Annotated in this window: 8 protein-coding genes; 5 read left to right on the top strand and 3 right to left on the bottom strand. The window is 73.8% G+C overall.

Going from position 1 to position 13,375, the window contains the following annotated elements:
• Window positions 1–15 precede the first annotated feature (15 nt).
• Window positions 16–954: an NAD(P)-dependent oxidoreductase gene (locus Acy02nite_RS36065; protein ID WP_203751726.1), complete on the top strand. Its 939-nt coding sequence runs from the start codon at window positions 16–18 to the stop codon at window positions 952–954.
• Between the two features lie 75 nt (window positions 955–1,029).
• Window positions 1,030–2,148, top strand: coding sequence for a sensor histidine kinase (locus tag Acy02nite_RS36060; RefSeq protein WP_239175497.1), 1,119 nt, complete (start codon window positions 1,030–1,032; stop codon window positions 2,146–2,148).
• On the opposite strand, the gene Acy02nite_RS36055 is transcribed toward Acy02nite_RS36060, so the two are convergent.
• Complete coding sequence (locus Acy02nite_RS36055) at window positions 2,135–2,896, bottom strand: enoyl-CoA hydratase/isomerase family protein (protein ID WP_239175496.1); 762 nt, start codon at window positions 2,894–2,896, stop codon at window positions 2,135–2,137. The genes Acy02nite_RS36060 and Acy02nite_RS36055 overlap by 14 nt on opposite strands.
• Window positions 2,897–3,029: 133 nt before the next feature.
• Here Acy02nite_RS36055 and Acy02nite_RS36050 point away from each other — a divergent pair, with 133 nt between their 5' ends.
• Window positions 3,030–3,929: an endonuclease/exonuclease/phosphatase family protein gene (locus Acy02nite_RS36050; RefSeq protein ID WP_239175495.1), complete on the top strand. Its 900-nt coding sequence runs from the start codon at window positions 3,030–3,032 to the stop codon at window positions 3,927–3,929.
• A 785-nt stretch (window positions 3,930–4,714) separates the two neighbouring features.
• On the opposite strand, the gene Acy02nite_RS36045 is transcribed toward Acy02nite_RS36050, so the two are convergent.
• The gene (locus tag Acy02nite_RS36045) at window positions 4,715–5,284 is read right to left on the bottom strand and encodes a helix-turn-helix domain-containing protein (protein ID WP_203751722.1); all 570 of its coding nucleotides are present in this window, start codon (window positions 5,282–5,284) and stop codon (window positions 4,715–4,717) included.
• 72 nt (window positions 5,285–5,356) lie between these two features.
• Between Acy02nite_RS36045 and Acy02nite_RS36040 the strand changes: the two genes are divergently transcribed.
• Window positions 5,357–6,919, top strand: a complete 1,563-nt coding sequence (locus Acy02nite_RS36040; RefSeq protein ID WP_203751719.1) for a bifunctional NAD(P)/FAD-dependent oxidoreductase/class I SAM-dependent methyltransferase — start codon at window positions 5,357–5,359, stop codon at window positions 6,917–6,919.
• A 79-nt stretch (window positions 6,920–6,998) separates the two neighbouring features.
• Window positions 6,999–12,233: a DUF3320 domain-containing protein gene (locus Acy02nite_RS36035; RefSeq protein ID WP_203751716.1), complete on the top strand. Its 5,235-nt coding sequence runs from the start codon at window positions 6,999–7,001 to the stop codon at window positions 12,231–12,233.
• Between the two features lie 14 nt (window positions 12,234–12,247).
• On the opposite strand, the gene Acy02nite_RS36030 is transcribed toward Acy02nite_RS36035, so the two are convergent.
• Window positions 12,248–13,057 (bottom strand): SDR family oxidoreductase, encoded by an 810-nt coding sequence (locus tag Acy02nite_RS36030; RefSeq protein WP_203751713.1) that lies wholly within the window; start codon window positions 13,055–13,057, stop codon window positions 12,248–12,250.
• Between the last annotated feature and the right edge of the window lie 318 nt (window positions 13,058–13,375).

The raw sequence follows: 13,375 nt of genomic DNA, 5'->3' as shown, positions 1-13,375 counted from the left end.
GGCTTTAATGAGCGGATGAAGGTGCTGCTGCCCGACTCCGTGGAACTCGACGTCGCCCTGCCGGACGGCGTCACCGCCGTCACCTACGCGATCGGCGTGCCCGTCCCCGACGAGCACGCCGACGCGGAGGTGCTGGTCGTCTGGGGCAACCCGGCGGCCCAGCTCGCCGACGCGGCTCAGCGGCTCACCCGGTTGCGCTGGGTGCAGACCCTGGCCGCCGGGCCGGACGCGGTGCTGCAGGCCGGCTTCGACCCGGCCGTCGTGGTCACCGCCGGGCTCGGGCTGCACGACCAGACGGTCGCCGAGCACACCCTCGCCCTGTTGCTCGCCGCCGCACGGCGGATCAACCTGCTGGTCCGGGCGCAGCTCGAGCACCGCTGGGCCGGTGAGCTGGGCGGGCGGCAACCGGTCGAGGACCGGAGCTCCTTCCGTACGCTGCGGGGCGCGCACGTGGTGATCTGGGGCTTCGGTGGCATCGCGGCGACCCTCGCGCCGCTGCTCGCGGCGCTCGGCGCCCGGGTCACGGGCGTGGCCCGCAGCCCGGGGGAGCGGCACGGCTTCCCGGTCGTGACCGACACGGGCCTGCCCGAGCTGCTGCCGACGGCCGACGTGCTGGTCGGGATCCTTCCGGCGACCGCGGAGACCGAACGTACCCTGAACGGTCCTGTCTTCGATCTTCTGCCGTCGCACGCCTGGGTGGTCAACGTCGGGCGGGGCAGCACGCTGGACGAGGACGCGCTGCTCGGCGCGGTGCGGGCGGGCCGGATCGGCGGGGCCGCGCTCGACGTCTTCGCGACCGAGCCGCTGCCCGCGGAGTCCGGGCTGTGGGACGAGCCGAATGTGATCATCACTCCGCACGCGGCAGGCGGGCGCCCGCTCGGCGCGGCGCGGCTGATCGAGGAAAACCTCGCCGCCTTCCGGGAGGGCCGCCCGCTGCGGAACCGGGTCGCCTAGGTTGACCTTGTAGAACGGATCGGGCCCTTCCGGCTGCTGGGTTCCGGACCGCGTGCGGCGGCCCGGCAGGCCGGTGTGCTCTTCGCGCTGGCCGCGCTCCTGGCATTGCTCGGCACCGTGACCGACCCGGCGCACGCCCGCCGGCTGCACCTGGTCGCGGTCTGCGACACGGCCGTGGCGGCGGTCGCGCTGCTGTACCCGTGGCGGCGGACCGTCCGGAACGCGCCGGCCCTGATCGGGCTCGCCGGGTTCGTCGTCCTCGGCATGTCCACCTGGTCGTTCGGCGGGGTCGCGGCCGGCACCGGGCCCTTCCTGGTGCTGCTCTACGCCTGGGCGGCGCTGCACTTCCCGCGATGGATCCTGCTCGCCTACGTCCTCCCGGCGACCCTCGCCTACCTGATTCCACTGATCATCACCGGTCAGCCACCGCTCGTCCTCGGCAGCGCGGCGATCATCATGCCGGTCGCCGTCACGGTGGCGCTGCTGATCGAGGCACAGGCCCGCCACCTGCGCGACGACCGCGAACGGCTCGCCCGGATCGAACGGTGGCGGGCCGCGATGATCAACACTCTGGCGCACGACGTGCGCAGCCCGCTGAGCGCGGTGCAGATCGTTCTCGACGAGCTGCGCGAGGACGCGACCGGGGTGGAGGCGCTCATGCTCGACGGGGCGTTGCGGCAGGCCGCACGGATCAACCGGCTCGCCGACGCGCTGCTCGACGTCCAGCGGATCGACAGCTCGGGGGAGCTGAAGCTGGACCGGCAGGAGTATCCGGCGCTCACCCTCGTCCGGGACGCGCTGACCTACCTGCACCCGGACGAGGAGATCGAGGTCGAGGTCGGCCCGGACCTGACGATCGAGGTCGACAAGCAGCGATTCGAGCAGATCCTGCTGAACCTGGTGAGCAACGCGCTGCGCTACGGCGGGCCGCCCGTGGTGATCAGAATCAGCCGTGACGGGGACGTGGACCGGCTGGAGGTCCGCGATCACGGGCCCGGCATCCCGGAGTCGCTGCGAGGCTCGCTGTTCGGGCAGTTCGCGGTCGGCGGGCCCGAAGGGGTCGGGCTCGGGCTGTGGATCGTGCGTCAGCTCGCGGTCGCGCACGGCGGGACGGCGGCCGCCGAGCACCGCGATCCGGGCGTCGCCATGATCGTCACGTTCCCGGCGCTGCCGTCCCGGCTCACTCCCCCGTGAAGACCGGGCTCCGCCGGGCCAGGCTCGCCGCGATCCCCTCCGCGGCATCCCTGGTCGCCCAGTGCACCCGCTGCTCGGCCAGCTCATGATCGAGCGCCGCCCGCACCCGGCCGGCCAGATCACCGCGCAGCGTGGCCCGCATCGACCGGACCGCCAGCGGCGCCGACGCGGCGATCTCCAGCGCCAGGGCCCGCGCGGTCTCCCGCACCCGCCCGGGCTCGGCGAGCCGGTCGGCCAGCCCGATCCGATACGCCTCCTCGCCACCCACCCGGCGCGCCGTCAGCATCATGTCGGTCGCCTTCTGCCGCCCGACCAACTCCGGCAGCGTGACGCTGAGCCCGAACCCCTGATGGAACCCGAGCCGGGCGAAGTTCGCCACGAACCGCGTGCCCGCCTCCGCCACCCGGAAGTCGGCAGCGCACGCCAGGCCCAGCCCACCCCCGACCGCCGTGCCCTGCACCGCCGCCACGATCGGCGTCCGCACCTCGAACAGCCGCACCGCCCGCCGATACAACCGGGCCGCCGCGTCCACGTGATCGGCCGCGAAGTCGCCGCCGCCGAAATCCGCCCCGGCGCAGAAATGCCTGCCCTCCGAGGCCAGCACGATCACCCGGCACCGCGGATCGTCGTCCAGCCCCAGCGCGGCGTCGACGATCCCGCCGATCAGCACCTCGTCGAAGTGATTGGCCGGCGGCCGCCGCATCTCCAGCAGCGCCACCCCGTCGTCCACCGTCACCGAGAGATCCACAACCCGCAACCTTAAACCCTGCTTCGGCGTACGCCGCTCGCCGCTCGCCCCGCGGTGCAACTTAACTGGCAACAACATCTACAGTGGCCACTCCGTTCCATATCGACGGAAACCATCACTACGGGGAGAAATCTTGAGGAAGCTTCGCGCCGCCCTCACCGGCGCTCTGCTCATGCTGGCCGCGCTGGTGCCGGTCACGCCCGCAGCGGCCGCCGCGCCCGCCGGGACGAATCTGCAACTGATGTCGTGGAACATGTGCGACTCCCAGCGCACCAGCTGGAACTGCGGGTCCTACGGCACCTTCGCCGACAAGCTCGGCGTCATCAAGTACCACGTGGACAAGAACTACGTGCAGGCCATGCTCCTGCAGGAGATCTGCGAGAACGACCTCACCACGCTGAAGGCCTCGCTCGGCTCCGGCTGGAGCAAGAACTTCGCGCCGTACTTCTACTCCAACAACGGGGTGCTGACCAACAGCCGGTGCGGCAACGACGGCAGCAGCCGGCAGGACCGCTACGGCACCGCCATCGTCGTCCACGCCGGGCTGACCAACCCGCAGATCATCCCGACCACCCAGCCGTGGAACGGGCAGAACACCGTGCAGCAGTGCGCCACGGCCACGTACTTCGACAACATCCGGCTCTGCAACCTGCACCTCTCCCGGTACGGGGTCAACCCCGACCACCCCACCTGGGACTACGCCGACGACCAGCTGGCCGAGGTCAAGGCAGTTGTCGACAGGTACGACCACGTGGCCTTCGGCGGCGACCTGAACGTGGTACCGCCGGACTGGCCCGGCGACAGCTCCCGCGACTGGGTGTGGCCGGCCGGCCTGTACTGGGACGGCACCACCGGATACCGCGAATGCGACCAGACCGACGCGGCGAACCCGCTGCGTACCGGCCGCTCGACCACCGTGTGGAACGTCAAGCTCGACCACGTCTTCAGCACCGAGCCGTGGCGCTGGTGTGCGGTCGGCGACACCGCGTTCTCCGACCACGACGTCGTCGTCTACAGCATGAAGATCGCCTGACACCCCCAACACGGTCCACCCACCCGCACCCCGCTGGCCGGACCGGACACCGTTGACGCACGGAACATCACCGACGCACCCGGACCTCGCTGGCCGGACCGGACACCGCTGACGCACGGAACACCACCGACGCACCCGGACCTCGCTGGCCGGACCGGACACCGCTGACGCACCGGATGGACCGGACAGCGCTGACGCACCGGAACCCGACGCGGCCTCGGGCCGCGACTCCCAGCAGCGCTCGGCGGGCAACCCGCCGGGAGCTGCTCGCATCGGACACCCCGCAGTCGGTTGCCGGCCCGCTCGATGGGCGCGAAGCGTGAGCCTTCCCCGGGCCCGGCTGGCGCTCAACGTTGTTTCCGCACCTGGATACAACCCTGAGCACCAGCCGCGCGGGTTCGGCTGGTGCTCAGGGTTGTATCCGGCTCGGGATACAACCGTGAGTGCCAGCCGCGTGGGTTCGGCTGGTGCTCAGGGTTGTTTCCGGCTCGGGATGCAACCGTGAGCGCCAGCCGGCGACCGCGACCGGCGGCACCACCAGAAGCCGAAGCCCGCCCGGCCTGGCAAGCGACCTCGGCCACGCCGAAACCGTGAGCGGCGTCAAGACCGTGCCCGGCGCCCACCCCGCCTGGCAAGCCTCTCGGCCAGGGGTGCGCGGACAGTACCCGCCCTCCCAGGGGGGCCACCTCCACGCCGGTCATTCTGGCGGGGAGGGGCGAGGGTGTGCTGGGGGCCTGTGGACAGAGCGCTGGTGTGGACAACTCCGGGACGGGGGCCGTGACCGGCTAGGGTCGGGGGCGCGCACGGACATGCACCCGCTCCCCCTGCGGGCCGAACAGGCTGATGATCTCGGCGGGCTCGGTGCCGGGGTTCAGGACCAGGTGGGGGAGCCTGGTGTCGAACTCGGCGGCCTCGCCCGGGGTCAGCACGATGTCGTGGTCGCCGAGCCGCAAACGGATGAGGCCGCTCAGGACGTAGAGCCATTCGTAGCCTTCGTGGGTCTGCTGGTCCATGCCGAAGTCGGGCGGCGTGGGCGGGATGATCTGTTTGAACGCCTGGACGCCGCCGGGGCGGCGGGTGAGCGGGACGTAGATGTGGCCGTTGCGCTCGATCGGCCGTTGCCGGACCCGGGGGTCGCCGGTTTCCGGGGCGTCGACCAGTTCGTCGAGCGTCACCTGGTATGCCTCGGCGAGCGGCAGCAGCAGTTCCAGCGTGGGTTTCCGGGTGCCGGACTCGAGCCGGGACAGCGTGCTGACGGAGATGCCGGTGGTCTCGGCGAGCTGGGTCAGGGTGATGTCGCGTTTCTGCCGCAGCGCGCGCAGTTGTGGGCCGACCGATGCCAGGGCTTTTGCCATAACAGCAAAGATACTTGCCGTTATGGCGACGGGCGAGCGACGGTGGCGGCAGCAACGACGAAAGGAAGAACCATGGAGCAGACGTACGACGTCGTGGTGATCGGTGGCGGCGCGGCCGGGCTGAGCGGTGCGGTCACCCTGGCCCGGTCCCGCCGGTCGGTCCTGGTGATCGACCGGGGAGATCCGCGCAACGCACCGGCCGGGCATGTGCACAACCTGCTCGGCCGCGAGGGTGTCGCGCCCGCCGAGTTGTACAAGGCGGGCCGGGCCGAGGTCGCGGAGTACGGCGGGGAGGTGCGCGAGGGCACCGCCGAGCGGGCCGAGCGAACCGGTGACGGCTTCCTGGTGACGCTGGCCGGCGGGGAGCAGGTGCGCGCGCGGCGGCTGCTGGTCACCACCGGCCTGGTTGACGAGTTGCCGGACATCCCGGGGCTGGCCGAGCACTGGGGCGACCAGGTGGCGCACTGCCCGTACTGCCACGGCTGGGAGCTGCGTGACCGGCGGATCGGGGTGCTCGCCACCGGCCCGCTGAGCGTGCACCACGCGCAGTTGTGGCGGCAGCTCAGCAACGACGTGGTGTTCCTGCTCAACGGCGGGCCGGCGCCGGCGCCCGAGCAGGCGGAGCAGTTGGCGGCCCGCAGGATCCCGGTGGTGCGCGAGCCGATCGAGGAGGTGCTGACCGAGGACGGGCGTCTCACCGCCGTACGTCTCGATGGTGGTCGGGTCGTTGATCTCGAGGTGATCGCGGTCGGCCCGCGGTTCGTCGCGCGCTCCGAGTTCCTGCGCTCGCTGGGGCTGGAACCGGCGCCGATGGAGATGAACGGGCATGTCATGGGCCTGCGGATTCCGGCCGAGGAGACCGGCGCGACAGCGGTTCCCGGTGTCTGGGTGGCCGGGAACGTGACGAACCTGGGCGCGACCGTGGCGGTCGCCGCGGCGGCCGCGCAGACCGCCGCCGCGATGATCAACACGGATCTGATCGCCGAGGAGGTCCGGGACGCGGTCGCCGGGCACCGCCGGCAGCAGGAGACGATGTTCGAGGCGGACGCGTGGGAGGAGCGCTACCGGTCCTCGGACGCGATATGGAGCGGTGAGCCGAACGTGCAGCTCGTGGCCGAGGCCGCCGGCCTGCCCGCCGGTCGCGCGCTGGACGTCGGCTGCGGCGAGGGCGCCGATGCGGTCTGGCTCGCGGCGCGCGGCTGGGAGGTCACCGGCGTGGACATCTCCGCGGTGGCGCTGGAGCGGGCGGCCGGGCACGCGAAGGCCGCCGGGCTCGCCGATCGGATCACGTTCACCCAGGCCGACCTGCGCGAGCAGCCGCCGCGGGAGCGGGAGTACGACCTGGTGTCGGCCCACTTCATGCACCTGCCGGCGGACGCGCGGCGGGAGCTCTACGCCCGGCTGGCCGGCGCGGTGCGGCCCGGCGGCACGCTGCTGCTCGTCGGCCATCACCCGGACGACCTGGCCACCGCGCCTAGGCCGATGCACTTCCCGGACATGATGTTCACCGCCGCGGAGCTGGCCGCCGAGCTGGACCCGGCCGGATGGGAGGTGCGGGCCGCGGAGAAGAGGCCCCGCGAGGGCCGCGACGGCATCGTCCACGACGCGGTGCTGGTGGCCCGCCGCCGGGGGTAACGGGCGAACACGCCGCAAACGTGGGTGTCTTTCGGACGAATCGCCAGCAAGGGATCGGTTGCCTTGCTGCAATGGGCACATGCGGCCGGAAGATGACGAAGGACAGAGCGGGCCGGGCGACGACGCTCGCGCGGCCCTCGCCGCCTGGCGTGACGGGATCAGCGACCCCAGCGCCGCCGACCGGCTCATCGACCTGCCGCGTGCCGGGGCCGACCTGGTCGAGATCACCGCCCCCGGCGCGGACGCCGTGCTGGACCGGCTGCGCCAGGGGCGGGACTGGTCGTTCGGCGCGGGCGGCGACACGCTGCGCACCGAGCTGGCCGCGGACGCGCTGCAGACCCTGCTGCGGCACCTGCGCCGGCGTTCCCACCAGGAAAGCCTGGACCGTGGCGAGGACGTCCTGCACCTGGCCACCGGCCTGCTGCACTGGCAGGACGCGGACGGTGCCGCGCACGCCAGCCCGGTGCTGCTCACCCCGGTCGACCTGGTCGCGCTCGGCCCGGGTGACGTGCCGCGGCTGCGCGCCGGCGTCGGGGATCCGGTGCTCAACCCGGCCCTGGCCCGGCGCCTGCGCGCGCTCGGCGTCGAGCTGAGCGCTGACCCGGAGGCGCTGCGCCGGGGGATCGCGAAACGGTCCGGCTGGCGGCTCGCCGACGCGGTGGCGCTGGCCGCCTTCGACCTGGCCGCCGAGGCGGTCCGGGACGACCTCGCCGAGCACGAGGCGGCGATCCTGGACCATCCGGTGGTACGGGCGCTGGCCGCCGACGACGGCAGTTTCGCGTTCGAACCGGGCGAGCTGGACGGGCTGGACGACGGCGTGCCGCTGCTGCTGGACGCCGACGCCGACCAGCGCGGGTGCGTCGCCGCGGCGCTGGCCGGGCACAGTTTCGTCGTCGACGGCCCGCCCGGGACCGGCAAGTCGCAGACCGTGGCGAACATGATCGGCGCGCTGACCCACGCCGGCAAGCGGGTGCTGTTCGTCTCCGAGACCGCGTCCGCGCTCGACGTGGTCCAGCACCGGCTGGCCGCCGCCGGGCTCGGCAACTACCTGCTGGACCTGCACGGGCGGCGCGCCGGGCGACGTCAGGTCGCGGCCGCCCTGGCCGCCGCTCTGGAGGCGGTTCCGCTGCCGTCACCCGGGATGGACGAGCACGATCGGGAGACGCTGCGGGACCGGCGGGAGCGGCTCACGGCGTACGCCGAAGCGGTCAACGAGATCCGGGAACCGCTGGGAGCGAGCCTGCACGACGTCATCGGGCGCCATGCCCTTCTCGACGGGGTCCCGGAGAGTCCGGCGCCGGCGTTCCAGCCGCTCACGCTGACCGAGGAGGCGCTGGAGCGGGTCCGGGCCGCCGCCGATCGGCTGCGCGGCGCGTGGCGGCCGGCCACCGAGCGCAGCGGCTTCCGCTGGCGTGAGGTGATGGAGCGGGGATCGCTCGAGGCCGCGCTGGAGCAGGCGCAACTCGCGCTGGACGTGCTGGGTGAGGCCACCGACGCGTACGCGCCGATCGCCGCCGCGTTCCATGTCCGGCTCCCGGTCGACGCCGCGGAACTGGCCGAGCTCGCCGCGCACGCCGCGACCCGGCCGGCCGAGGCCGCCGACCACTGGCTCACCGCGGCCAGCCTGCGCCCGATCCGGGAGGCCGCGGAGACCCTGGCCCAGCTGATCGACGACGTCCGGCGGGCCGAGGAGCAGGCCCGGGCCCGGACCGGTCTGGGCGCCGCCGAGCTCGCCGAGCAGGAGGTCGCGGCGCTCCCCGAGCAGCCGGAGCTGGACCCGCCCGCGGTCGAGGTCGCGCCGCTGACCGCGGACGCCGCCAAGGCCCTGGCCGGGAGGTTCGCCGCCGACGCCGACGAGCTGGAACATCAGCAGCGGAGCCTGGACCGGATCACCGGACGGCTCGGCCTGCCCGACATCGTCACCTTCTCCGACGTCGAGCTGGTCACGCTCGTCGCCGAGCTGGGCGCCCGCCCGGACAAGCCGGAGGCGGCCTGGTTCGGGCCGGGCGCGCAGGCAGGCGTGCACGCCGCGGCCGGCGCGCTGCGGCGGCACGTCGAGGCGGTCGCCGCGGCCCGGGCGCAGGCCCGGGAGTACTTCACCGAGGCGGTGCTGCACGAGCCGGTCGAGGATCTCGCCGAACGGTTCGCGACCGTGCACCGCGGCATGCGCAAGCTGCTGGCCGCGCACCGCTGGGACAAGGAGACCGTGGCCGCTCTCGCCGAGCCCGGCGTCACCGTCGACGAGGCGATCGCCAACCTGCCGCTCGCCGTCGCCTGGCGGCGCGCGAACGAGGGGCTGATCGCCGCGGAACGGCAGAACGCCGCGCTGCTCGGCCGCTACTGGAAGCGGCTCGACACCGACTTCCTGGCGATCGGGCGGGCCCTGGAGACGGTCGGCGAGGTGCTGCGGGTGACCCCGCCGGAGGCACTGGCCGCGGTCATCGACTACGTCTGCAACCGCGGTGACAGTGAGCTGCCGCGGGTGGCCGGCGAGGCGCGGGACGTGTTCCGTCACTGGCGGTCCACGCTGCGCCCGGCGCCCGAACCGGCGGCCCGGCCGGAACTGGGCCACGGGCCGGTGACGGCCGCGATCGCGTGGCTGCGCGCCCAGGTCGGGCCGTTGCGGGCGGTGGCCGCGACGGTCGGGCAGCTGAGCGCCGCCACCGGCCGGGAGCTGGATCTGGCCTCGGCCACGGAGATCGCCGCGATCCGCCTGCGGGTGGTCGGCGCCGCCCGGGCGCTGGCCGAGGCGACACCGGGGCTGCAGGCCATGCTCGGGGAGACGTTCCGCGGCCGGGACACCGACCTGCGCGCCGTCGACCGGGCGCTCGACTGGACGGCGCGGGCCCGGTCCCTGCGCACCGGCTCCGAGGTGGCGCTGACCGCCGAGCAGGCGGCCGCGCTGCGCAGCGGGACGGCACCGGACCTGTCCGACTTCATCGCCCTGTGGCAGGAGGCCCGGCAGCGGATCATCGACGCGTTCGGCCCGGCCCGGCAGGTCCGGCTCGCCACCAGCCTGGACCGCTTCGAGACCGCCCGTGACCTGCTGCGCGACCTGCGTGAGGACGAGACCGGCCAGCGCGAGTGGTTCGAGTACCTGGCCGCCCGTGAGGTGCTCGCCGAGCACGGGCTGGACACGGTCGTCGACCACTGCGCCGACCACGGCATCGACGTGGGCCGGCTCGGCCAGGTGATCGAGCGGACCGTCTACCGCGCGTGGGCCGACGCGGTCCTCGCCGAGCACGAGCGCCTCGCACCGCTCGCCGCGGCCGAGCGCAACGAACTCGTCGAGGAGTTCCGCCGGCTCGACGCCGAGCTGATGCAGGACGCGGCCGGCACGATCGTCGAGGCCCTCACCGCGCGCCGGCCCCCGGTCACCAAGGAGGGCGCTCCCGCGCTGATCCGGGCCGAAGGCCTGCGCCAGGACGGTCATCTTCCGGTCAAGGACCTTCTCGCGCGTACGTGGGACACCGCCGCCGCCCTCAAACCGTGTTTCGTGATGCCGCCCGCCGCGGTCAGCCGCTACCTGCCGGCCGGCCGCCGCTTCGACGTGGTGATCATCGACGAGGCGTCCCGGATGACGCCCGCCGCGGCGGTGGCGTGCGCGTACCGCGGGACGTCACTGATCGTGATCGGTGACGACGCGCAGCTGGCCCCCGCGAACGGCCAGGCCTCGGTGCTGGTGGCCGCGAACGACTGCGGCGCGTTCGCCCGGCTCGCGCTGACCCGGCACTATCGCAGCCGCCACGAGTCGCTGATCGCGTTCGCCAACCACACGTTCTACCAGGACCGGCTCGTCACGTTCCCGAGCGCGCACCCGGTCGGCCCTGACCTGGGGGTGCACCGTCTGCCGCCGGTGGACGCCGCGGCCGAGGCGGCGCTGGTCGCCGAGCGGGTCGCGCACCACTTCACGACCCGGCCGACGATGTCCCTGGGCGTGGTCACGCTGACCGCCGGGCAGGCCGACGCGGTCGCCGACGCGGTGGAGCTGGCCCTCGGCGCCCGGCCCGACCTGGAACGGTTCCTCGGCGACGACCCGCTGACCGGGTTCTTCGTCAAGCCCGCCGACGCGGCGCAGGGCGACGAGCGCGACGTGATCATCCTGTCCACCGGGCCGGACCTCGCCGCCGCCGGGGGACCGGCCGGCGCGCGCCGCCTCGACGTGGCGATCACCCGCGCCCGCCACTGCGTGGAGGTGGTCACCGCGATCGCCGAGGCACGGCGTGAGGAGCCGGCCGACGAGGGGGAGCGGCGGCTGGCCGCGTACCTCGACTCCGCCGCGGCCACCGGGGAGGCCGGCGAGCTGTCACCGATGGCCGCATCCGTCGCCGCCGTCGTCCAGGGGTGGGGCTACGCGATCACCCGTCAGGCCGGCGTGGGTGGCTGCCGCATCGAGATCGGCGTACGGCACGCCGACGCCGGCCTCGGCGCCTACGCCCTCGGCGTGCAGTGCGACGGCCCCGGCTATGCCGCGCTCACCGACGCGCGCGACCGGGACCGGCTGCGCGAACAGGTGCTGCACGGCCTCGGCTGGCACCTGCACCGGGTGTGGAGCGTCGCCTGGTTCCGGGACCGGGCGCAGGAGGAGGGCCGGCTGCGGACCGCGATCGAGAACGCGCTCGCCGTCCCCGACCTGTTCGCCGAGCCCGACCTCGACCTGGTGACCCGGCCCGCGCAGCCACCCGAATGGGCGCTGCCCTACCAGCACGCGCAGCTGGAGCCGCTGCCCGCGGCCGCACGGGTCAACGACACCGTGGTACGGGCGTTGCTGGTCCGTACCGTCGAAACGATCGCCGAGGTGGAAGGGCCCGTCCACGTGGCCGTTCTCCTCCGCAGGATCCGCGAGGCCTGGGGGATCAGCCGGGTCACGCAGCCGATCCGGCAGGCTGTCGAGTCCGCGATCGCCGCATCGACTGCCCATTTCGACGGTACGTTCGTGACCGCGGCCGACGCCCCGATCCCCGCCGTGCGGGTGCCGGGCGACGGGGTGGCCCGCAAACCGGAGCAGGTCGCCGATGCCGAGTTGCAGCTCGCGCTGGAATACCTGGTGCTCGACGCCGGCCTGGTCGAGAGCGATGATCTGATCGCGGCGGCCGCCCGGCTGTTCGGGTGGAGCTCGAACAAGGCGGGGTCGGCCCGGCTCGCCGCGATGCTGGACGACCTGGTCGCCGGCGAGCGGCTGATCGCGCACCGCAACGGGCTGATCGCGGCCCCGGCCGACGACCTGCTGGACCTGCCCGACCCGGCGACCCTGCCGCACCGCGACGACACCACCTCGATCGGCTTGGAGGCCCCGGAGACCGCCGGCCGCTGATCACCGGCCGGGGGTCAGCCCTCGCGCCAGTCGCCGGACTGCAGGTGGGAGCCGGCCTGCGGGCCCATCAGCAGCATGCCGCCGTCGACCACCCAGGACGCCCCGGTGACGTAGGCGGCCGACGGGGAGGCCAGCATGGCGATCACGGCGGCGACCTCGTTGGCGTCGCCGGGACGGCCGGCCGGGATGCCGGGGCGCTCGACAGTGTGCGGGTCGACGTCCTCGTTGCCGGTCATCCCGGTGGCGATCTCGCCGGGGGCCACCGCGTTGACGGTGATCCCGGACGCCGCCAGTTCCTGTGCCATGACCTTGGTGAGCAGCCCGAGGCCGCCCTTCGCCGCGCAGTAGGCGCCGGAGCCGACCCGCGGGGCGTGCTCGTGGACGCTGGTCACGTTGATGATCCGGCCGCCCCGCCCGGCGTCCAGCAGGTGCCGGGCCGCCCGCTGGGCGCACAGGAACGGCCCGTCCAGGTCGACCGCGAGGACCTGGCGCCAGTCCTCCCAGGACGTGTCGACGACCGGGGTGGCGATGCCGGTGCCGGCACAGTTGACCAGGACACCGAGACCGCCCAGCTCCGCGGCCAGCTCGTCGATCACGTCGGCGGCCGCCGGCAGCTCGGACAGATCCATCCGCCGTACGACGCAGCGCCGGCCCGCCTCGCGAACCTGCGCCGCGGTGCCCTCCGCGCCGTCGGAGTCCGACCGGTAGGTCACCCCGACGTCGAACCCGGCCCGGGCCAGGGCAACCGCGGTGGCCCGGCCGATGCCGGAGTCGGAGCCGGTGACGATCGCGGTCCGTGAATAGTCGTCGAAGCGCTGAGGCATGGCCGCCGCATACCCGGTCCGAGCCGTCGCACACCCGGCCCGCGGGCCCCGGCCCGCGGGCGGAGATCAGCTGCTGGTGGCGGCCGGTCCGGCGGCGTGGACCGTGCCGGCCGGCCCGAGGCGGTCGGGCCGGAACATCAGCTGCGCCGGCCCCGGCCGGTCCAGAGCGCCCACGCCGGGTCGTCAGGTGCCTGACGATGGTGAACCAGCCGACGGCAGTGCTGCGTCGAGTGCCTCCGTCGGCTCATCGCGCGCGGGCAGCGCCCGGCGGGGACGGCTGAGTCGTTGGGTGCGTTCCCGCAGTTCACCGATGAGGGC

The organism is Actinoplanes cyaneus, assembly GCF_016862095.1.
GTDB lineage: Bacteria > Actinomycetota > Actinomycetes > Mycobacteriales > Micromonosporaceae > Actinoplanes > Actinoplanes cyaneus.
Note: the sequence above shows the minus strand (reverse complement) of the source record. Positions and strands in the feature narration are given on the sequence as shown.